Source organism: Nocardia sp. NPDC003693, from assembly GCF_053981095.1.
Genome location: NZ_JBSFNO010000021.1, coordinates 121,767 through 142,326 on the forward strand (window position 1 = coordinate 121,767; position 20,560 = coordinate 142,326).

A 20,560-nucleotide genomic window follows, 5' to 3' on the forward strand; every position below is an offset into this window, starting at 1 on the left:
CCCGACACGGACGGTGAATCTCGACCGGTAGTCAGGCGCGGTCAATGCGCCTGTGGTTCCGGGGTTTCGGATCAATTCCGAGTCCGACGTCGACGGGAGATCAATACACGCCTACCTGGGGAGGAACCGTGGTTCTCCGACATGATCCGCCGGACTATCCGGTCATGAATCTCGATGTGGCAGTTCGCGGTCAGCAGTCCCATGCGGGCTGCGACTGCGAAACATGCGCGGCCAAAAGGTATTTCGATCTACTCGTGCCCAGGTTGCGTCGCGTGAGCGGGGAGGATGGGGAATGAGCGGCTTCGCGTTCGCGGGGGCAACCGTGTTTTTCGCGGTAGCGCTGATCACCTGTGGATACCTGTTGACGGGTGGGGACAGCTGTGGCGCAGCGCATTACGGCGGTCGGAACTCCATCACCGTCGCCGAGCTCGGGCGGCGGCTGGCCGCGGAGGCGCGGGCCGGCCGGGGTGGCGGGCAGGCGGGTATGTGGCTGTCGGCGTGGTCGCACTCCGGCCCGGAGGCCGAACTCACCGTGGCGCAGGCGCACGACGTCATGCGGCTGCATCGGGAATGTCAGATGGGGGACTGTGCGCGGAAGCGTGCCGCCTACTGGGCGCTGGCCGCGGCGGGGCGGTTGCGGCCGGACGGCCGCGCCGAGCGGTGGGGAAGCGGAGAGTGCTGAGGTGGGTGGTGTCGGGCTCGGTGACCCGGATCGCAGTTACGTATTGACATACCGTGTCGATTTGTAACATCCTGGCCCGAGTTTCGACGGTCATGAGAAAGACGAGGTGGACCGTGACCGAGGATGCGCGGACGGCACTCGAACTGGTGCGGGACAGCGGCCAATTCAAGTGGTACGTCATCCCGCTGCTGTTGATCGTCGTGTACATCTACGCGACCGAGGTCGAGCGGCGGAACTGGAACGTGCTGTTCGCGGGCCTCGCGCTGTGGGGGATGGACCTGTTCAACGAGATCTGGAACTCGCTCGTCTTCCACGCCACCGGTCGCGCGCCGGTGTGGGGAGCGTCCGGTCCCACGGCCTATCAGCTCCTGATCGGGCTCAATATCGAGATCTGCTTCATGTTCGCGATCATGGGCGTCGCGGCGGCGAAGATGCTGCCGGCCAAGGAGACTCGGATATTCGGGCTGCCGAACCGGCCGGTGCTCATCGCGATCAACTCGGCGGCGGCCGTCGGCGTGGAGGTCGTGTTGAACAGGATGGGCGTGCTCACCTGGGATTGGAACTGGTGGCAGCCGAGCTTCCCGTTCCTCATCTTCCTGATCGGCTACGTGCCCTTCTTCGCGGCCTGTTTCTTCGTGCACGACCTGCCCACGGTGCGGGGCAAGGCCATCGCGGTGGGCACGATCCTCGGGATCGACGCGCTCGCCATCGTCATCTTCGGAAGCCTGGGGTGGCTGTAATGCATCGCGCTGCCAGACGCGGCGTGCTCGTCGCCGTCGCCGGTCTCGTATTCACCGGGCTCACCGTGCATTCCGGCGCGGTCGCCGACCCGGGGACGTGCACGCTGATCGGCACCGTGGGCACACCCGAACTCGGAGCCGACGAGAGCACGGCCGGACTCGAGGCGTTCGCGCCCGCCGCCGTGTCGCTGCCCGATCGGATTCACTTCCGCACCGCCACCGAAACCTTCAATCGCCGTTGGTCTTTCATCACTCGCGACGGCGGGCTCTTCGTGAAGGAGGCCGCCGCGAGCGGCGGCTGGCGGGCCGTGCCGCTGCCGGAGTGCCTGGCGGGCAACCTGACCGGCGTCTCCGCGGACGACGACGAGTTACTCGCCGTCGACCGCGCCGGTCGCCTCTACAACCTCGACCACATTCTCAGCGCCCCGAAGGACTGGAACTGGAGCAGTCGCTACGGCACCCCGCTGTGGACGGGCCCCGGAAACACCCTGCCGCCCGGCACCATCGACTGGAGCTGGTCGGTGCTGTCCCCGAACGAGGATCACGTGTGGCGCGACACCGCAGGCAACGACCACCCGGTCGGCGGGGCGAAGGTCTCGCACGTCTTCGCGCTCACCGACGGCGGCACCCGCATGCGGTACGTGGATCCCTGGCTCCCGGTGGACCACAGCTACGAGGTGGGCCTGCCCGCGGGCGGAAAGTTCCGCGCGGTGGCGCTGTCGACCAGCGGCTCCACGTCCCTGGTGCTGAACGAACACGGCGACCTCTACACCCGCCTCTACGATTTCGACATCTCCGGCGCCGACACGGTCTTCTTCCGCTACTCGTACGAGGATCAGCGCGGCCGCCCGGAGGCCCCCGACATGCTCAGCGAGCGTATCGATTCCGGCACCGCCGCGATCCAGCTCCCCGCCCCCGATTGGGTCCGTCAGCCCAAGATTCCCGGTGAGATCACCAGCCGTATCTCCGTCCACAAGACCGGGATCGGTTCCGACGCTCGCGAACTCCGCGTCGAGGGCCGGGACAGCGGCCGAACCGGCTATTGGACGAAGACCCTCACCGAGCCTGCCTGGACTTTCGTGCCCACCGATCAACCCCTCGGCGGCAGGCCCCTGGCGAACACCCCCGACGACCGCAGCGTCGATCCGACCGTCCCGAACTCGCCCTACGATTACGCGGGTGCGGGCCCCGGCTGGACCGCGACGATCGAATCCTTCGATCCGGCACTAACTCCCACGCCCTTGCACCTGGACTTCGGCAACGATGTCCGCCTCACCCTGATCCTGCACACGGTGGACGGCCTCCGCCAACTCCCACAGCAGCCCGGCATCACCGCCCAGGACCGCCGCTTCGACGGCACCCTCGAGGTCCCCGCCGACGTGCTGAATTCCGTTGCCATCCAACCGTCCCCGGTCCGCGACTTCCTGACCGCGACCCTCGGCGGCCGCCGCTTCACCGGCACCGCCGTGGTCGTCACCGACGGCGCCTTCCGCATCGACAGTCTCGGCGCCATCCTCGCCCGCCGGCCCTGACGGCCCGCCGAACCGCTCCCGGCGGCTCGGCGTCGCGGACGCCACCGGCACGGCCAGGTGCAGGACCGTGAGGTCTATCCGGTGGCTCGGGCCGGCGGAACCGGCCACCGGCGTCACATATCAGAACTCCGTGTGATCCTCGGGCTCGAGCAGCTTGAATTCCGTTCCGGCGGGGCCCATCTCGTTGAGCCGGCCCATGTAGATCCCCTGGGCGGCCGGCTCGATGATCCCGTAGTGGATCGGGAACGCCGTCCGCGGGTTCACCGCGCGCAGGTAATCCACCGCCTCGCTGATCCGCATCCACGGCGCGGCGGCCGGAATCGCCAGTACGCCCACCGGCACCGGGGGCACCCACAGCGAATCGCCCGGATGCACCAGCTGCGCCGGATCGTCGGGCGTCCCCAGCTGGAACACCGTGTTGTCGATGACCGGGATCTCCGGGTGGATCACCGCGTGCCGGCCACCGCCGCCGGTGACCTGTACCTCGCCGACCTTCAGCACGTTCCCCGCGTGCACGGCCTCCCACGGCTCCCCGCGCTGCTGCGCGGTCTGCGGATCCGAGAGCAAGCGGGCCTGGGGATTGGCGTCGATCAGCGCCTCGATCCGGGCCGGGTCGATGTGATCGGGATGCTGATGCGTGACCGCGATGGCGTCCAGCCCCGTGATCCCCTCGAACCCGTGCGAGAGATTGCCGGGATCGAACAGGATCTTCGCGCCGTTCAGCTCCACCAGAATGCAAGAGTGTCCGAAATGGGCAATGCGCATAGCTGAAACGGTAGTCCGCCCCGGACCGCCCGCGCCACGCAACGCGACTCGGTCCGCGCCTTGCCGCCGCTATCGGGCGGGTGAGCGGCCGGGTCGCACCCCGGCGACCGTTCGGCGCACCGGCGGCGGTACCGCCGCCGACCGGGCAACGGCACCGGCACGATCGGTGGCCATACCGTGCTGCACGTGCATCGGAACCCGCCCGCGCCGCCCTCCCGAGATGCGCTATGCCCGCCCGCTGTGGCGCGCACCACGTGCGGTCCACCCGGCGGTGAGCGCTCAGCCCGCGCCAACTACCCTGGTCAGCGAAACCCCCGCTCGGTCGCCCGGTGCTCAGCACTGCGTCCGGGCCCGCCCCACCAGCTGAGGAGCAACGCGTGGCACGTGTCGTGGTCGAGGTGATGCCGAAGGCCGAGATCCTGGATCCGCAGGGTCAGGCGATTGTCGGCGCGCTGGGGCGCCTGGGACACCCCGGAATCTCGGAAGTGCGGCAGGGCAAGCGATTCGAACTCGACGTCGCCGACGATGTGAGCGACTCCGAGCTCGAGCAGATCGCCGAATCGCTGCTCGCCAACACCGTCATCGAGGACTGGAAGGTCGTCCGGCTGTGACCGCTCGCATCGGTGTCATCACCTTCCCGGGCACCCTGGACGACGTCGACGCCGCCCGCGCGGTCAAGCTCGCCGGGGCCGAGGCCGTCAGCCTCTGGCACGGCGATGCCGACCTCAAGGGCGTCGACGCGGTCATCGTGCCCGGCGGCTTCTCCTACGGCGACTACCTGCGCACCGGCGCCATCGCCCGGTTCGCGCCGGTCATGGAAGAGGTCATCAAGGCCGCCGGACAGGGCCTGCCGGTCCTGGGCATCTGCAACGGCTTCCAGATCCTGTGCGAGGCCGGCCTGCTGCCGGGCGTGCTCACCCGCAACGAGGGCCTGCACTTCATCTGCCGCGACGAATGGCTGACCGTGGAATCCGCGGACACCGCGTGGACCTCCCGCTACGAGCCGGGCGCGCAGATCCTGATCCCGCTGAAGTCCGGTGAGGGCCGCTACCAGGCGTCCCCGGCCGTGCTCGACGAGCTCGAGGGCGAAGGTCGCGTCGTGTTCCGCTACTCCAGCGACAACCCGAACGGTTCGCAGCGCGCCATCGCGGGCATCAGCTCGGCCAACGGCCGGATCGTCGGCCTGATGCCGCATCCCGAGCATTCCACCGAGGCGCTGACCGGTCCGTCCGACGACGGTCTCGGCATGTTCCTCTCGGTGCTGGACGCGCTCGTCAAGGCGTAGTCGCCCGGGCGTCCGCGCGACGCCCATTGCTCGGCCGAATACTTCGAAGAGCCCGTATCGCCCGCCGATACGGGCTCTTCGCCATCCGGTGCAACATAACGGGTTCTTTTGTACAGACACCGTTTTCGGGGCCAAACGGATAATTCGGACATAGATTCCCGGGAACGCCGGTTTCGTTCCGAACCACCATTTCCGAACGGCGTCCGGCGAATCTCGCACCCCGCAATACCGAACCCGCTCAGGCGCAGATTCGGTCGAGAATCTCGAAGCGCACACCCTCCGCGCGCGCGATATACCCCGGCAGCACCACTTGATTTCCATCGAAACCAATACGCCCGGAAGGGGTTTCGAGCACCGCCCCCTCGACCGCCGCGTGCAGCCGCCGGACGTCGAGCGAACCGGCCGCCGTCACCATGGCGTGCAGGGTCCGGACGGCCTCGTACTCGGTGTTGCTGAAGTTGGTGAGCGCGGGCGCGAACTCCCCGTGCAGCCGCCGGTATCCGGCCAGCCGCTCCCGCCCGCCCGGCCCGTCGACGAAGAAACTCGACGGCACGTACAGATCCCGATTGGCGTGCACGCCCCCCGCGAGCAGCACGTTGTCGTCCACGGCGGGACTCACCCGCAGCAGCCGGGCATCGCGCCCGGTCCGCGCGAACTGCCGATTGAAGCGCGCCACGTCCGCGCCGACCAGCAGCACGATCACCCCGTCCACCCGATCCAGCAGCGGATCGCTCAGGAAATCCGCGAAATCGCGGGTGCCCAGCGGCACGAACATCTCCAGCGGCACCGTGCGCTCCAGCGCCGCGGCCCCGCGCTCGCCCAATTCCGCGCGCACCGCGTCGGCCGTGCGCCGCGGCCACACGTAGTCGTTGCCGATGATCGCCCAGCGCCGCGCGCCCAGCTCCCGCCGCAGCCAGCGCAGCGCGGGCAGAATCTGCCGGCCGGGATCGGAACCGACCATGAACAGCCCCGGCGGCGGAACACCGTCGACACCCTCGTGATCGGTGGCGAACAGATACGGCACCCGCCCGGCCGTCACCCGGGCCACCGCCCGGCGCACCGCCGAGGTGTGCCAGCCCGTCACCGCGTGCACCATTCCGGTCGCCAGCAGCGCGGAAACCTCGAGCGCCACTTCGGCCGGTTCGCGGCCGCCGTCGATGTGCGTGGCACGCAATTCCCGGCCGAGAATTCCTGCCCCACTGTTGATTTCTTGCACGGCCAGGGAAATGGCCGCCTCGCACGAGGGCGCGAAGATACCTCCGGGTCCCTGCTGCGGCACTATGTTCAGGATCTCGATACAGTTCTCGGGGCTCCCGCGGAACGAGGTCATCGGATACCCTTCCCCTCGTTCAGTGAATTTGACGGGCGGGAATTATGGCGACAATTCTAGGTGGCATTTCCACACTGCACGGCACGCTGCGTGCAGCGGAGCGCAGTTGGCTTCGTCACCTCGACGCCGCACTGTGTGCCAGGCGGCTCACCGCCGACCAATGGTGCATGCTGACCAACCTCTCGAGTGACACCGGCATCACCATGAGCGAACTGGCCGCTCGCACGCAACTTCCGCCGTCCTCGGCCACCCGGCACGCCGACCATCTCGCCGAGCGCGGGCTCATCTTCCGCGTCGCCGCCGCCGACGACCGCCGCCGCATACTCATCGGCCTGAGCCGGCGCGGCGTGGAACTGGTCGAGGAGGTGCGCGTGGAGGAGGAGCACGCCGAAAGCGCGCTGCGCAGACACCTCGGTGGCGACGACTACCTCGAACTCGTGCGCCTGTTGGAACGGGTCGCCGAGGTCTCGCAACCGCTCTAGCGAAACCGGCTCCGCGAAATGCGGTAATTCCCAGCCGAATCCGTTCGCCACACCGCGTGGGCGTGTCGATTACCCGACCGTGGGCGGAAACTGAACCGATAATGCTTAGGATCGCAGGCATGCCAGTTGCCGAGACCACCGCGACCGCCGCCGGACTGTGCGAATTCATCGATGCCTCGCCGTCGCCGTTTCATGTATGCCGCACCGTCGCCGCCGAACTCGACGATCACGGCTTCACCCAGCTCTCGGAATCGGCGCCCTGGCCCTCCACCAGCTCGGGCCGCTTCTACGTGGTGCGCAGCGGTTCCCTGGTGGCCTGGGCCGACGGGGGCGCGGGCGCGCCCAGCGGATTCCGCAGCGGACAGGCCACGCCCTTCCGCGTCGTGGGCGCCCACACCGACAGCCCCAACCTGCGGGTCAAGCAGCACCCCGACACCGCCGTCGCGGGCTGGCAGATGGTCGGCCTCGAACCGTACGGCGGGGCCTGGCTCAACTCCTGGCTCGACCGCGACCTCGGTATATCCGGCAGGCTGTCCATTCGCGACGGAAACGCGGTGCGCGAGCGGCTCATTCGCATCGACGAGCCCATCATGCGGGTTCCGCAGCTGGCCATCCACCTGTCCGAGGACCGGCGCGGGGTCACCCTGGACCCGCAGCGGCACGTCAACGCCGTCTGGGGGATCGGCGGTGAACCGCGCTCGTTCCTGGCCTTCATCGCCGAACGGTCGGGCATCGACGCGAGCGCGGTGCTCGGCTGGGAGCTCATGACCCACGATCTGGTGCCGTCCAAGCTCATCGGCCGGGATCTGGATCTGGTCAGCGCGCCGCGCCTGGACAACCAGGGCACCTGCTACGCCGGGTTGCGCGCCTTCCTCGCCGCCGTCGACCAGCCCGGCGCCGCGGTTCCGGTGCTGGCCATGTTCGACCACGAGGAGGTCGGCAGCCAGTCCGATCGCGGCGCGCAGTCCGGGCTGCTGCCCACGGTGCTCGAGCGCATCGTGCTCACCCGCGGCGGCGGGCGCGCGGAATACCTGGCCGCCATCGCCGGATCGGTCTGCGCCTCCGGCGACATGGCGCACGCGACCCACCCCAACTATCCGGACCGGCACGAACCCATGCACCGCATCGAGGTGAACGGGGGACCGGTGCTCAAGGTGAACCAGAACCTGCGCTACGCCACCGACGCCGAGGGCGCGGGCGCGTTCGCCCTGGCCTGCGCACAGGCCGAGGTGCCGTTGCAGCGCTACGTGCACCGCGCGGATCTGCCCTGCGGGTCCACCATCGGACCCATGACCGCGGCCCGCACCGGCATGCCCACCGTCGACGTGGGCGCGGCCCAGCTGGCGATGCACTCCGCGCGGGAGATGATGGGCGCGGCCGACGTGCCCGCCTACGCCGCGGCGCTGGCGGCGTTCCTCACCCCGGAGGCTGTGAAGTAGTCCGGGATCGCCGGGGACGAACAGCACTGCGGCCCACCCTGATTCGGGTGGGCCGCAGCGGCGTAATAAGGAGTCAGGCCGCCGCGCTCGCGACGGGTTCGGGCTCTGCCTCGCGGACCGGCCGATACGTGAACGCCGCCACCACGAAGATCGTGAGCGTCAGCAGCACGTAGCTGCTGCCGACGATCTGCTCCCACCACGACCACGTCAGCTCGATGCCGTGATCGAAGGGCAGCAGCCACTGCGGCTGCACCGTGAAGGCGACGATCGCGAGCACGAACGCGAGCAGGAACAGCGGATCGCGCCGCCCGCGCAGAATGGCGTTCGCGGCGATCAACAGCGCGGGCGCCGCCCACACCCAGTGATGCGACCAGGACACCGGCGAAATCAGCAGCACCATACCGGCGTTCACCATCAGCGCCGCCGCGTTCGCGCCGACGCGGAACAACCGGCGCATCAGGATGATCGCCAGCACCACGGTCAGCAGCGACAGCGACAGCCAGACGATGTTGGCCACCGTGTCGGACACGCCCAGCCGGAACGCGAAGCCCTTGAGCGACTGATTGCCCGCGAACTCGGGATGCCCGATCCGCGAGGTGTCGAACAGGGTGGTGAACCAGTACTCCACCGAATCCCGGGGCACCACCGCGAATCCCACCGCGATCGCGCCGAACACCGACGCCACCATCGTGTACGCGGGCACCGGCACCGTGCGCAACCGCGCCACCAGGCCCTGCGCCGACAGCAGCGGACCCGCCGCGCGCGCCCGGGCCAGGGCCGGTTTCCAATCCTGCTGCAGCAGGAAATAGAGCAGATAGGCGGCCGGGGTCAGCTTCACCGACACCGCGATGCCGATGAGCATGCCGCGCGGCCAGAAAGGCTGACGCACCAGGCAATCCAGGGTGATGGCGGCCATCAGGATCAGGTTGATCTGCCCGAAACCGTAGGTCTGCCAGACCGGTTCGAGCCCCTGCGCCAGGGCCGTCGCGCCGATGACGACGGCGACGCGAGTGGCGCCGGTCAGGTTCGGGCGCAGCCGCTGCAGCACCACCCACAGCGTGAGCCCCAGCGCGAGGATGGACGAGATCAGCACGACCCACTCGGCGACGTCGAGCGACATCACCGCCAGCGGGGCGAAGAAGAACGCGGCCGGCGGGGGATAGGTGAAGGGCAGTCCGATGCCGAACACCTCGGGCATCTGCCCGTACAGATCCTTGCCGTCCAGCAGCGCGCGCCCGCCGTTGCGGTACACCTGCAGATCGATGTAGCCGTGCCAGGCCTTGTCGTTGGCGATCTTCGACGACAGCGCGAACATGGCCACCGCGAGTGCGAGCAGGACCGCCTGCTGCCGCGTCAGCCACGTCCTACCTTCTGGCGCGGTCACGGGCTTCGCCGGATCCGCGAGCCCGGATCGATCGCTCACGGGCCAAGAGTAATGGGTGCGCTCGCCGGCTCAGGTGCGCGGCTCGACCACGACCGGAACCGGGTCCACTGTGCTCGCGGACACATCAGCAGGTGGGCGCGGGCAGGAAATAGGCGGCAACTAGACTCACCTGCGTATCTCGCCGATATCCAGCATGCCGGCTCTCGGTTCTCACCTGCCCGGCCGAAAGGACTCTGGTATTCCCGTGACCAGCCACGTCGATACCGTCAGCAACGCCGCGGCCACCCCGGACCTCCCGCAGCCCTACAAGGAACTCGGCCTCAAGGACGACGAGTACGCCCGCATCAAGGAAATCCTCGGCCGCCGGCCGACGGATGCCGAGCTGGCGATGTACTCGGTCATGTGGAGCGAGCACTGCTCGTACAAGTCCTCCAAGGTGCACCTGCGCTACTTCGGGGAGACCACCACCGAGGAGATGAAGTCCGCCATGCTCGCCGGCATCGGTGAGAACGCGGGCGTGGTGGACATCGGCGACGGCTGGGCCGTCACCTTCAAGGTGGAATCGCACAACCACCCGTCCTACGTCGAGCCCTACCAGGGCGCGGCCACCGGCGTCGGCGGCATCGTCCGCGACATCATGGCCATGGGCGCGCGCCCGATCGCCGTCATGGACCAGCTGCGCTTCGGCGCGGCCGACCACCCGGACACCCGGCGCGTGGTCGACGGCGTGGTGCGCGGCGTCGGCGGCTACGGCAACTCGCTCGGCCTGCCGAACGTCGGCGGCGAGACGGTGTTCGACGCCTCGTACCAGGGCAACCCGCTCGTCAACGCGCTGTGCGCGGGCGTCATGCGGGTCGAGGACCTCAAGCTCGCCTTCGCCTCCGGTGAGGGCAACAAGATCATTCTGTTCGGCGCGCGCACCGGCCTCGACGGCATCGGCGGCGTGTCCGTGCTCGCCTCGGACACCTTCTCCGGCGACGAATCCGGTTCCGGCCGTAAGAAGCTCCCGAGCGTGCAGGTCGGCGACCCCTTCACCGAGAAGGTGCTCATCGAGTGCTGTCTCGAGCTGTACCACTCCGGCGTCGTCGTCGGCATCCAGGACCTCGGCGGCGCCGGGCTCTCCTGCGCCACTTCCGAACTCGCGGCCGCCGGCTCCGGTGGCATGCGCATCGACCTCGACCAGGTCCCGCTGCGCGCCGCCAACATGTCCGCCGCCGAGATTCTTTCGAGCGAATCCCAGGAGCGCATGTGCGCCGTGGTCGCGCCCGAGAACGTCGAGCGGTTCATGGCGATCTGCAAGAAGTGGGAGACCAACGCCAGCGTGATCGGCGAGGTCACCGACGGCGAGCACCTCGAAATCACCTGGCGCGGTGAGGTCGTCGTCGACGTGCCGCCGCGCACCGTCGCCCACCACGGCCCGGTCTACGAGCGCCCCGTGCAGCGCCCGGACTACCAGGACGCCCTCGTCGCCGACTCCACCAAGGCGCTGAACCGGCCGCAGACCGGCGACGAACTGCGCGCCACCCTGCTGCAGATGCTCGCCAGCCCGCAGCTGTGCTCGCGCAAGTGGATCACCGAGCAGTACGACCGCTACGTGCGCGGCAACACCGTGCTCGCCGAGAACGCCGACGCCGGCGTCATCCGCGTCGACGAGGAGACCGGCCGCGGCATCGCCCTCGCCACCGACGCCTCGGGCCGCTACACCAAGCTCGACCCGTACACCGGCGCGCAGCTCGCGCTGGCCGAGGCCTTCCGCAACGTCGCCACCACCGGCGCCACCCCCAAGGCCGTCAGCAACTGCCTCAACTTCGGTTCCCCCGAGGACCCGGGCGTCATGTGGCAGTTCCAGCAGGCCGTGCGCGGTCTCGCGGACGGCTGTGTGGCCCTGGGCATTCCGGTCACCGGCGGCAACGTGTCCTTCTACAACCAGACCGGCCAGGACGCCATCCTGCCGACCCCGGTCGTGGCCGTGCTCGGCGTCATCGACGACGTGCACCGCCGCATTCCGTCCGGGCTGGGCCTCGAGCCTGGCGAGACGCTGATCCTGCTCGGCGAGACCCACGACGAGCTGGACGGTTCCATCTGGTCGCAGGTCGTGCACGATCACCTCGGCGGCGTGCCGCCCAAGGTCGACTTCGCACGCGAACAGCTGCTCGCGGAGATCCTCACCGCCGGATCGCGGGACGGCATGATCAGCGCCGCCCACGACCTGTCCGAGGGCGGGCTCATCCAGACCGTCGTGGAAGCCGCGCTCGCGGGCGAAACCGGTTGCCGCCTCATTCTTCCCGAGGGCGCCGACCCGTTCGTCACCCTGTTCTCCGAGTCGGCCGGCCGCGTGCTCGTCGCCGTCCCGCGCTCGGAGGAGATCCGCTTCACCCAGATGCTCGACGCCCGCGAACTCCCGTGGGTGCGGATCGGCGTGGTCGACCAGGGCTCCGATTCGGTCGAGGTACAGGGCCAGTTCAGCGTCCCCCTGACCGAGCTCCGCACCACCTTCGAGGGCACCCTCCCCGCCCTCTTCGGCGCCTTCGAACACTGAGATAACAGAAACCACCCCGCCGGACCCGGACCCCTCGAACAACCGGGTATGGCGGGGTGGTTCTGTCTTCGCCACGATCAGCGAATTCTGATGGGCGAGTGGCCCTTCCGCATCCGCCTGCGCCGCGGAACCGACGTCGGCCGGCGGGGCCATAGCGCTCCAGGCAAGCCGGAATGGTTTCGGTCGGAATGGCGACGACTGGTTTCGTTCCGGTGGGGGTAACTCCGGGGGTACCCCCGGAATGGTGCTTGCTCCCAACCGCACCACGCGTGCCCAGCCGGCAACGGCTCTCAGCCGGGCGCTGAATATTCGGGGAGGCGGGTCAGCGTCAGCTGGACCATGGCAGGCCGTTCTCGCCGTTGCGGCGCTGGGCCTCGTGCATATCGCGAATGACCTTGGCCAGGGTGAAGGTGCTGCTCACCAGGAACAGGGCCGTCATCGCGAGGAACCCGCGCTGCCAGATGTCCAGCGGCAGTTTGACGATCCCGATGATGGTGGCGGAGAAGCTGACTACGAAGGCGATGGCGGCCTGGGCCAGAAATGCCATGGTGCTCTTGGTCTGTGGGCCGTTGGTGCTCATGGGGTTTGAGTCTGCTGCGCCGGTGCCGTCGCCGACCCCGTACAACTACTCGAGTGGCGCTGGGTAGATGCAACGGGCGCGGCGCCCGCCGGCGAGCGATACCCGCCACGTTGCCGCGATGGTGGCTCTCACACGCGCAAGTCCCCGGATTCGCGCGGGGTGCGGCCATACTGATCGGGTGCTGGACACCGGTCGTGCCTTGAGACGGCTGCGCATCAGGGGCGCGGCCGTGTTCAGGCACGGCTGGGGACGGCGGGTCGCGGTGGTCGCCAGGCGCGTCGAGGAGATCATCGACCTCAACCACACCGGCCTGGTGTTCGCGACACTGTTCTTCGCCTGGTCGGTCACGCCGTCGCTGGTACCGCGCGACTGGCTGTTCCAGGGCCTCATCTCCGGAATCAACGCCGCGCTCGGCTACGGCGTCGGCTGCATCCTGCAGTGGCTGTTCCGCATGTGGATCCGGCCGCGCCTGACATTCGGCGGGCCGCCCGAATGGGTGCGCTACGCGGTCAAGGTCGCGGTGGTGCTCACCTGCGCGCTCGTCGCCGCCTACATGCTGGTGCTGTCGGCGGACTGGCAGCGCGAGATCACCAGCCTCATGGGCATGGAAGGCACCACCCGCGCGGCCTACCTGCGTACGGGCGCACTCAGTTTCGCGGTCGGCGCGCTGGTCGTCGCGGCCTACCGCACCATTCGCGAACTGGTGCGCTTCACCGGCCGCCAGCTCAGCCGCTGGGTGCGGATCCCGCCCGGGCTCGCGCCCGCGACCGGCGCGCTGCTGCTCACCGTGCTCATCGTCACGCTGTTCAACGGCGTCGCCACCCGCGCCTTCTTCAGCGTCGCCAACTCCGCGTTCAGCGCGCGCAACGACCGGATGACGCCCTTCGCCGTGCAGCCGACGCTGCCCGAACGCTCCGGCAGCCCGGAATCGCTCGCCGCGTGGGAGACCCTGGGCTCGGAGGGACGCTGGTTCGTCTCGCACGGGCCCGACCCCATGCTGATCACCGCCGCCACCGGAAAGCCCGCGCGCCAGCCGATTCGGGTGTACGTCGGGCTGCAGTCCGCGACCCCGGAGATCACCGAGGAAGAGCTGGCCGTCGCCGAACTCGAACGCACCGGGGCCTTCGACCGCAAGGTGCTGGTCATCGTCACCACGACCGGCACCGGCTGGGTCAACACCATGAGCGCCGCGGCGCTGGAGTACATGTACAACGGCGACACCGCGATTCTGGCCTCGCAGTACTCGTACCTGCCCAGCGTGCTGTCGTTCCTCGCCGACCGCGAGAAGGTGGCCGTCGCGGGGAAGAAGATGTTCGACGCGGTCTACGCGCGCTGGTCCCAGCGCCCGCCCGAGGCCAGGCCCAAACTCCTGGTCTACGGCGAGAGCCTGGGGTCGCAGGGCTCCGAAGCGGCCTTCACCGGCCTGGCCGACCTGCGCTCCAAGGTCGACGGCGCGCTCTGGGTGGGCCCGCCCAACTCCAATCGCCTGTGGGAGCAGTTCATCTCGCGCCGCGACCCCGGCACCCGCGAGGTACAGCCCATCTACGCGGACGGGCTGGTCGTGCGCTTCGCCGCCGACGCCGACGACCTGGCCCAGCCCTCGGACGACTGGCGCCGCCCCCGCATCGCCTACCTCATGCACCCGTCCGACCCGATCGTCTGGTGGTCCACCGATCTGCTGACGTCGCAACCGGATTGGCTCTCCGAGCCACGCGGCTCCGATGTCTCGTCGCAGATGCGCTGGTGGCCCTTCGTCACCTTCTGGCAGGTGGCCGCCGACCTCACCAACGCCCAGGGCGTCAGCGACGGCCACGGCCACCGCTACGGCTCCCTGGTCCTGGACGGCTGGGCCTCGATCGCCGCCCCACCCGACTGGACTCCCGAACTCGGCGAGAAGATCCGCACCCAGATCGAACTGGCCGAGATGTTCGAACGAACGGTGAAGTAACCCGTGCCCCGCCGGGTCGGTGAGGTCCGAACGGGCCGCGGATGGTCGCCGCACGACCTGCCCGCTGCCTCGGCGACGCAGCGACGTTCGGCCGGTACCCGCCTGCATTCGCCGAAACCCCCTCCCGGCACCGTGATTCGGCCGGTCTGCGCGGGTGTCGAGAGGCTCGCATCGACCACGTACGACAGCAGGCGGACCGGCGAGGTCCGGGCGCGCGCGGGGCAGGCGCGGTGACGGCGCGAACGGGCGGGTCGATTCCCCAGTCGGGCAACGGCTGGGACGAACCGGCTTCGACACTTGCGGTCGGGATGAGACTTGCTGTGGCGGTGGGGCTTCCGGTCGTGTGGAGCAATGCCGTGCTGCCCGCGCTCGGGTTGAACGTGCGGGGGCGGACCACCGCCAACGCGGTGTTCGCCACCGCGTACGCGCTCGCGCTGGGTGGGCGGCCGCGGTGGATGTCGCGGCGCGGGCTCGGAGCCGGGGCCGTCGCGGCGGGCGTGGTCGTGGGCGGTTACGGTGCGGCACTTGCCATTCCACGAGTGCGGCGGCACCTGGCCGAGCTGGCCGATCGCGGGCCGGACGTCTCCGCCGCCGAATGGACCGCCGTGCACATCCCGATCGGGACCGTCTACGCGGAGGAACTGGTCTTTCGCGCGACGCTGACGCCGCTGTTGCGCGAGCGGCTGGGCCGGCCCGGAAAGTGGCTGGGGGCGCTGACTTTCGGACTCGTGCACGTCCGCCCCGCGCGGTCGGCGGGCGACCCGGTGGCCGCGACCGTCGGCGTCACCGCCCTGGCCGGGGTCGTCCTGGACCACCTCTACGAGCGGACCGGTAGCGCGCTCGCGCCCGCGCTGCTGCACACCGCGATCAACGCCGGGGGTGCGGCGCTGCCGATCGTGGCGCGGCTGCTCACCCCGCCGGTCCACTCGGACTCGACCCCGGTCGAGCCGCCGGCGGACGCGGACACCACGCGCGCCGGCGAGGACGATCTGCTGCCCTGAACTGCGAGCCCGCCGCGAGGACCTCTGTCGGGCCACGCCGGTAGCCTCTCGAACGTGGCAGCACGAGGAAAGGTCGATCCGGCCGAGGTCAGGGCGTCCGTCGAAGCGGTGGGGGAGTGGCTGCGGGACGAGACCGCCGCCGCACCCGGACGCAAGGAACTGGGCGCGGCCGTCCGGGGTACCGCGCGGGCCCTCGCGGCGGACGCACCCGGGGGCTCGGTCGAGGTGCGGGTGCCGCCGTACGTGGCGGTGCAGTGCATCGAAGGGCTGCGGCACACGCGGGGGACACCGCCCAACGTGGTCGAAACCGACGCCCGCACTTGGCTTCTGCTCGCCACCGGACTGCTGGCCTTCGATGCCGCGCTCGATTCGGGGGCGCTGACCGCCTCGGGCAGCCGCGCCGGCGACATCGCCCGCTGGCTGCCCATCTCCCCGCTCTGAGCCGAACCGATCAGGCCGGGGTCGCGGCCTCGGCGGCGGGCTTGCGCTCCAAGCCTTTGCGGTCGTAGTACGCGGTGATCGCCAGACCGAACACCAGGCCGATCGCGAGACCGAGCGCCGACATCCAGAACCCGCGCGCCAATCCGGCCTGCGCGTTGCCCTCGAAATACAGGATCGAGCGGGTGCCCAGGAACACCTGGTGCATGGGCTCGAAATTGGCCAGCCACCCGAAGTACTTGGGCGTCGCCTCGATCGGCACCGTCCCGCCCGAGGACGGCAGGCCCAGGATGATGAAGATGATCAGGTTGATGATCAGGCCCGCCGTGCCCACCGCAGCGAGGGTCGAGGTGCACGTCACCCCGACCGCCGTGATCACGAACGCCCCGTAGATGAACAGCAGCAGCGGCTTGTCGATCGGCATCCCGAGCGCCTCGGCGATCCCCAGCAGGGCCGCCGACACCAGGACCGACATCACCACCACCGCCGACCACTTCAGCAGCAGCGTGTGCACCCGCGAGATCGGGGCCTTCGGGAAATGCACGTACCAGGGACCCCACTCGGTCGGCAGGAAGCCGAGCGCGGAATCGATCAGCTGATGAATGATCATCGCGCCGACCATGCCGATCAGCAGCAACAGCAGGCTGTAGAAGAACGCGGTCAGCCCCTCGCCCGAACCACCGGGCAGCGGGCGGAACTGATCGACCACGATGTTCAGCGGTTCCGCCAGCACCAGCGTGGTCGCCGCGGTCAGTTCCGGTGCGGGCGGCCCACCCGGCGGCGGGGCCAGCTTGGCCTTGACCTGTTCGGTGAGCTGCTTGCCCACCTGCGCCTGCACCTGTGCCAGCGCCTGCTCACCGAACTTCTGCGTGATGGCGGTCGCGAAAGCGCCGGTGCGCGGATTGGTTTGCAGCGTGATGACGGGTTTGGAGATCTCGCCGGGAATGACGCTGCCCACACCCAGGATCCCGAGCCGCTTGGAGAAATCGCTCGGAATGATGATGGTCCCGTACACCTGCGCCGACTGCATCTGCAGCTGCGCCTCGTTGATGCCGAGCACCCGGAGGTCGATCTTGTCCGAGGGCACCGCGTCCTGCAGGCCCTTGGTGACCTGATCGCCGAAGTTCACCTTCTGCGGCTGCTCCGGGGTACCCAGATCATCGCCGTTGTCCTGATTCACCAGCGCGATCGGGAAATCGTGCAGGTTCTTCTCGGGATCGACGATGTAGTCGAGGTACATCACGCCCAGCAGCGAAGCCAGCAGCGTGACCACCACGATCGGCAGCGCCCACCGAATCGGGGTGAGGTGCCGGGGCCTGGGACTCGAAGCCGAATTCTCGGTGCTCGCCACCGTCGAACGCTAACAGCATTACCGGTCCGGTTCCGGTTATCCCAGCGGTGGGTTGCACGATGGTTACCCGTAGGATGGGTCCTGCCCCCCGCCCGCCTAACAGGGAGCACATGGTGACCCAGCCCCCCGAAGCCACCACCCCCGATCAGCCCGAGAACGAACCTCGCGAAGAATGCGGTGTTTTCGGTGTCTGGGCGCCGGGCGAGGATGTGGCCAAGCTCACGTACTACGGACTCTACGCACTGCAGCATCGGGGCCAGGAAGCGGCGGGCATCGCCGTATCCGACGGCTCGCAGATCCTGGTCTTCAAGGATCTCGGCCTGGTGAGCCAGGTCTTCGACGAACAGACCCTCGCCGCCATGCCCGGCCATGTGGCCGTTGGGCATTGCCGCTACTCCACCACCGGGTCCACCAGCTGGGAGAACGCCCAGCCGATCTTCCGCACCACCGCCGTCGGCACCGGTCTTGCCCTGGGCCACAACGGAAATCTCGTCAACACCGCCGAATTGGCCACGCGCGCACGCGAACTCGGCCTCATCAGCGGCCGGCTGGCCGGTCCGATCGCCGCCACCTCCGACTCCGACGTGATGACGGCGCTGCTCGCGCACGCCGCCGCGGACAAGAGCATCGAGCAGGCCGCCATGGAGCTGCTGCCGACCGTGAAGGGCGCGTTCTGTCTCGCCTTCATGGACGAGCACACCCTGTACGCCGCGCGCGACCCGCACGGGGTCCGCCCGCTGTGCCTGGGCCGGCTGGACCGTGGCTGGGTGGTCGCCAGCGAGACCGCCGCCCTCGACATCGTCGGCGCCTCCTTCGTCCGCGAGATCGAACCCGGCGAACTGCTGGCCATCGACGCCGACGGCGTGCGCTCCTCGCGCTTCGCCAACCCCACCCCCAAGGGCTGCGTCTTCGAATTCGTGTACCTCGCCCGCCCGGACAGCACCATCTCCGGCCGCTCGGTGCACTCCACCCGCGTCGACATCGGCCGCCGCCTGGCCCTGGAACACCCGGTCGACGCCGACCTCGTGATCCCCGTCCCGGAATCGGGCACCCCCGCCGCGGTCGGCTACGCGCAGGGCTCCGGCGTGCCGTACGGGCAGGGCCTGATGAAGAACGCCTACGTCGGGCGCACCTTCATCCAGCCCAGCCAGACCATCCGCCAGCTCGGCATCCGGCTCAAGCTGAACCCGCTGCGCGAGGTCATCCGCGGCAAGCGGCTCATCGTGGTGGACGACTCCATCGTGCGCGGCAACACCCAGCGCGCGCTGATCCGCATGCTGCGCGAGGCCGGCGCCCTGGAGATCCACGTGCGGATCGCCTCGCCGCCGGTCAAGTGGCCCTGCTTCTACGGCATCGACTTCGCCTCGCGCGCGGAGCTGATCGCCAACGGCGCGGGCACCGGCGGCATCGCGGGCACCAGCGTCGACGACATGGTCGAGGGCGTGCGCCGCTCGATCGGCGCCGACAGCCTCGGCTACATCTCGATCGACGAGATGGTCGCCGCCACCGAACAGCCCCGCTCGCGCCTGTGCTGCGCCTGCTTCGACGGCCAGTACCCGATCGAGCTCCCCGCCGAGTCCGCCATCGGCAAGAACGTCCTGGAAAGCGTCCTCAGCGGCGCGAAGGAGTCGGACCTCTTGGCGGACAACGCGAATGCGAGCGCATTGAGCCGCCCGTAGCGATACGCCACCCCCGAATGCCCGCTCACGATCGCAATCGCGAGCGGGCTTTCGCATTTCCGCCCTGAGTCATGGGCGCCGAACGGACTGTCCGTTCGATGTCGGTCAATGTCGTTGCGAATGGCGACAACCGATTTCGTTCCGGTCGGGGTAACTCCGGGGGTACGTCCAGGGTGGATTGCGCACCCAACCGCGGCTACGCGTGCCCGGCAGGTCACGGCTCCCAGGCCGTGCGCTGAATATGCGGGGAGGCGGGGGAGCTCGTTGCGGATGGCGACAACTGATTTCGTTCCGATCGGGGTAACTCCTCGGGTACGCCCAGAATGGAACCCCCACCCAACCGCTGCTACGCGTGCCCGGCAGGTCACGGCTCCCAGGCCGTGCGCTAAATATGCGGGGAGGCGGATCGGCTATTCTGAGCAGCGCATCTATCCACCCCGATTCGGCTTGGAGCTCTCCCCGACAATGACTGAACAGACACCCAGTGGCGCCGGTGCTTCCTACGCGGCGGCCGGAGTGGACATCGAAGCCGGCGACCGCGCAGTAGAACTGTTCGCACCGCTGGCCAAGAAGGCCAGCCGGCCCGAGGTACAGGGTGGCCTCGGCGGATTCGCGGGACTGTTCGCACTCAAGGGTGGCTACAAGGAGCCGTTGCTCGCCGCCTCCACGGACGGCGTCGGCACCAAGATCGCCATCGCGCAGGCGATGGACAAGCACGACACCGTCGGCCTCGACCTGGTCGCCATGGTCGTCGACGACCTGGTGGTGTGTGGCGCGGAACCGCTGTTCCTGCAGGACTACATCGCCGTCGGCAAGGTCGTCCCCGAGCGCGTGGCCCAGATCGTCTCCGGCATCGCCGAGGGCTGCATCCAGGCCGGCTGCGCTCTGCTCGGCGGCGAGACCGCCGAACACCCGGGTCTGATGGGCGCCGACGACTACGACATCTCCGGCACCGGTGTCGGCGTGGTGGAAGCCGACGCCGTCCTCGGCCCCGACCGCGTGCGCGCGGGTGACGTCGTCATCGCCATGGGCTCCTCGGGCCTGCACTCCAACGGCTACAGCCTCGCCCGCAAGGTGCTCCTCGACATCGACCGCATGTCCCTCACCGGACACGTCGAAGAGTTCGGCCGCACCCTCGGCGAAGAGCTGCTCGAGCCCACCAAGATCTACGCCAAGGACTGCCTGGCCCTGATCGCCGAAACCGACGTGCGCACCTTCTCGCACGTCACCGGCGGCGGCCTGGCCCAGAACCTGGCCCGCGTGCTCCCGGCCGGCATGGTCGCCGAGCTCGACCGCGGCACCTGGAACCCGGCCCCGGTCTTCAAGCTCATCGCCCAGCGCGGCCGCGTCGAGCGCGCCGAGATGGAGAAGACCTTCAACATGGG

General features: G+C 69.1%; 18 protein-coding genes. 13 read left to right on the forward strand and 5 right to left on the reverse strand.

The window, feature by feature from the left end; translation table 11 throughout:
• Positions 1 to 292: 292 nt before the first annotated feature.
• The 3 genes from ACWDOP_RS23130 to ACWDOP_RS23140 all read left to right on the forward strand — a co-directional run bounded on the left by ACWDOP_RS23130 (position 293) and on the right by ACWDOP_RS23140 (position 2,954).
• Positions 293 to 682, forward strand: a complete 390-nt coding sequence (locus tag ACWDOP_RS23130) for a hypothetical protein (protein ID WP_456346728.1) — start codon at positions 293 to 295, stop codon at positions 680 to 682.
• A gap of 113 nt (positions 683 to 795) precedes the next feature.
• On the forward strand, positions 796 to 1,422 hold the full coding sequence (locus ACWDOP_RS23135; protein WP_456346729.1) for a hypothetical protein: 627 nt from the start codon (positions 796 to 798) through the stop codon (positions 1,420 to 1,422).
• Positions 1,422 to 2,954 (forward strand): hypothetical protein, encoded by a 1,533-nt coding sequence (locus tag ACWDOP_RS23140; RefSeq protein ID WP_456346730.1) that lies wholly within the window; start codon positions 1,422 to 1,424, stop codon positions 2,952 to 2,954. Before ACWDOP_RS23135 ends, ACWDOP_RS23140 begins: the two co-directional genes overlap by 1 nt.
• Positions 2,955 to 3,074: 120 nt before the next feature.
• Here the strand turns inward: ACWDOP_RS23140 and ACWDOP_RS23145 are convergent, their stop codons facing one another.
• Entirely contained in the window at positions 3,075 to 3,719 is a 645-nt protein-coding gene (locus ACWDOP_RS23145) for an MBL fold metallo-hydrolase (protein ID WP_454205857.1), read from the reverse strand.
• Between the two features lie 377 nt (positions 3,720 to 4,096).
• Here ACWDOP_RS23145 and purS point away from each other — a divergent pair, with 377 nt between their 5' ends.
• Together purS and purQ are read left to right on the forward strand one after the other, a co-directional pair.
• Entirely contained in the window at positions 4,097 to 4,330 is a 234-nt protein-coding gene (gene purS, locus ACWDOP_RS23150) for a phosphoribosylformylglycinamidine synthase subunit PurS (RefSeq protein WP_354985861.1), read from the forward strand.
• Positions 4,327 to 5,004, forward strand: a complete 678-nt coding sequence (gene purQ, locus ACWDOP_RS23155) for a phosphoribosylformylglycinamidine synthase subunit PurQ (protein WP_454205856.1) — start codon at positions 4,327 to 4,329, stop codon at positions 5,002 to 5,004. Before purS ends, purQ begins: the two co-directional genes overlap by 4 nt.
• A 238-nt stretch (positions 5,005 to 5,242) precedes the next feature.
• Here the strand turns inward: purQ and ACWDOP_RS23160 are convergent, their stop codons facing one another.
• Complete coding sequence (locus tag ACWDOP_RS23160) at positions 5,243 to 6,334, reverse strand: substrate-binding domain-containing protein (protein ID WP_454205854.1); 1,092 nt, start codon at positions 6,332 to 6,334, stop codon at positions 5,243 to 5,245.
• A gap of 44 nt (positions 6,335 to 6,378) precedes the next feature.
• Between ACWDOP_RS23160 and ACWDOP_RS23165 the strand changes: the two genes are divergently transcribed.
• Positions 6,379 to 6,816: a MarR family winged helix-turn-helix transcriptional regulator gene (locus ACWDOP_RS23165; protein WP_454205852.1), complete on the forward strand. Its 438-nt coding sequence runs from the start codon at positions 6,379 to 6,381 to the stop codon at positions 6,814 to 6,816.
• Positions 6,817 to 6,935: 119 nt separating this feature from the next.
• Positions 6,936 to 8,255, forward strand: a complete 1,320-nt coding sequence (locus ACWDOP_RS23170; RefSeq protein ID WP_454205850.1) for a M18 family aminopeptidase — start codon at positions 6,936 to 6,938, stop codon at positions 8,253 to 8,255.
• A gap of 73 nt (positions 8,256 to 8,328) precedes the next feature.
• Here the strand turns inward: ACWDOP_RS23170 and ACWDOP_RS23175 are convergent, their stop codons facing one another.
• Positions 8,329 to 9,678 carry a glycosyltransferase 87 family protein gene (locus ACWDOP_RS23175; RefSeq protein ID WP_456346731.1) on the reverse strand — a complete coding sequence of 450 codons (1,350 nt, stop codon included), beginning with the start codon at positions 9,676 to 9,678 and terminating at the stop codon, positions 8,329 to 8,331.
• Between the two features lie 205 nt (positions 9,679 to 9,883).
• Between ACWDOP_RS23175 and purL the strand changes: the two genes are divergently transcribed.
• On the forward strand, positions 9,884 to 12,178 hold the full coding sequence (gene purL / locus ACWDOP_RS23180) for a phosphoribosylformylglycinamidine synthase subunit PurL (protein ID WP_456346732.1): 2,295 nt from the start codon (positions 9,884 to 9,886) through the stop codon (positions 12,176 to 12,178).
• Positions 12,179 to 12,506: 328 nt separating this feature from the next.
• Here the strand turns inward: purL and ACWDOP_RS23185 are convergent, their stop codons facing one another.
• The gene (locus ACWDOP_RS23185; protein ID WP_456346733.1) at positions 12,507 to 12,758 is read right to left on the reverse strand and encodes a YiaA/YiaB family inner membrane protein; all 252 of its coding nucleotides are present in this window, start codon (positions 12,756 to 12,758) and stop codon (positions 12,507 to 12,509) included.
• A gap of 178 nt (positions 12,759 to 12,936) precedes the next feature.
• On the opposite strand from ACWDOP_RS23185, the gene ACWDOP_RS23190 reads away from it, so the two are divergent.
• The 3 genes from ACWDOP_RS23190 to ACWDOP_RS23200 all read left to right on the forward strand — a co-directional run bounded on the left by ACWDOP_RS23190 (position 12,937) and on the right by ACWDOP_RS23200 (position 16,148).
• The gene (locus ACWDOP_RS23190; RefSeq protein ID WP_456346734.1) at positions 12,937 to 14,706 is read left to right on the forward strand and encodes an alpha/beta hydrolase; all 1,770 of its coding nucleotides are present in this window, start codon (positions 12,937 to 12,939) and stop codon (positions 14,704 to 14,706) included.
• Positions 14,707 to 15,014: 308 nt separating this feature from the next.
• Complete coding sequence (locus ACWDOP_RS23195) at positions 15,015 to 15,707, forward strand: CPBP family intramembrane glutamic endopeptidase (protein ID WP_456346735.1); 693 nt, start codon at positions 15,015 to 15,017, stop codon at positions 15,705 to 15,707.
• A gap of 54 nt (positions 15,708 to 15,761) precedes the next feature.
• Complete coding sequence (locus ACWDOP_RS23200; protein WP_456346736.1) at positions 15,762 to 16,148, forward strand: sterol carrier family protein; 387 nt, start codon at positions 15,762 to 15,764, stop codon at positions 16,146 to 16,148.
• A 10-nt stretch (positions 16,149 to 16,158) separates the two neighbouring features.
• Here ACWDOP_RS23200 and ACWDOP_RS23205 read toward each other — a convergent pair whose 3' ends face one another.
• Positions 16,159 to 17,496 (reverse strand): YhgE/Pip domain-containing protein, encoded by a 1,338-nt coding sequence (locus ACWDOP_RS23205; RefSeq protein WP_456346737.1) that lies wholly within the window; start codon positions 17,494 to 17,496, stop codon positions 16,159 to 16,161.
• A 113-nt stretch (positions 17,497 to 17,609) separates the two neighbouring features.
• Here ACWDOP_RS23205 and purF point away from each other — a divergent pair, with 113 nt between their 5' ends.
• Together purF and purM are read left to right on the forward strand one after the other, a co-directional pair.
• Complete coding sequence (purF, locus tag ACWDOP_RS23210) at positions 17,610 to 19,175, forward strand: amidophosphoribosyltransferase (RefSeq protein WP_454205834.1); 1,566 nt, start codon at positions 17,610 to 17,612, stop codon at positions 19,173 to 19,175.
• 465 nt (positions 19,176 to 19,640) lie between these two features.
• The coding region (gene purM, locus ACWDOP_RS23215; protein ID WP_456346738.1) for a phosphoribosylformylglycinamidine cyclo-ligase at positions 19,641 to 20,560 on the forward strand (920 nt) is incomplete at its 3' end.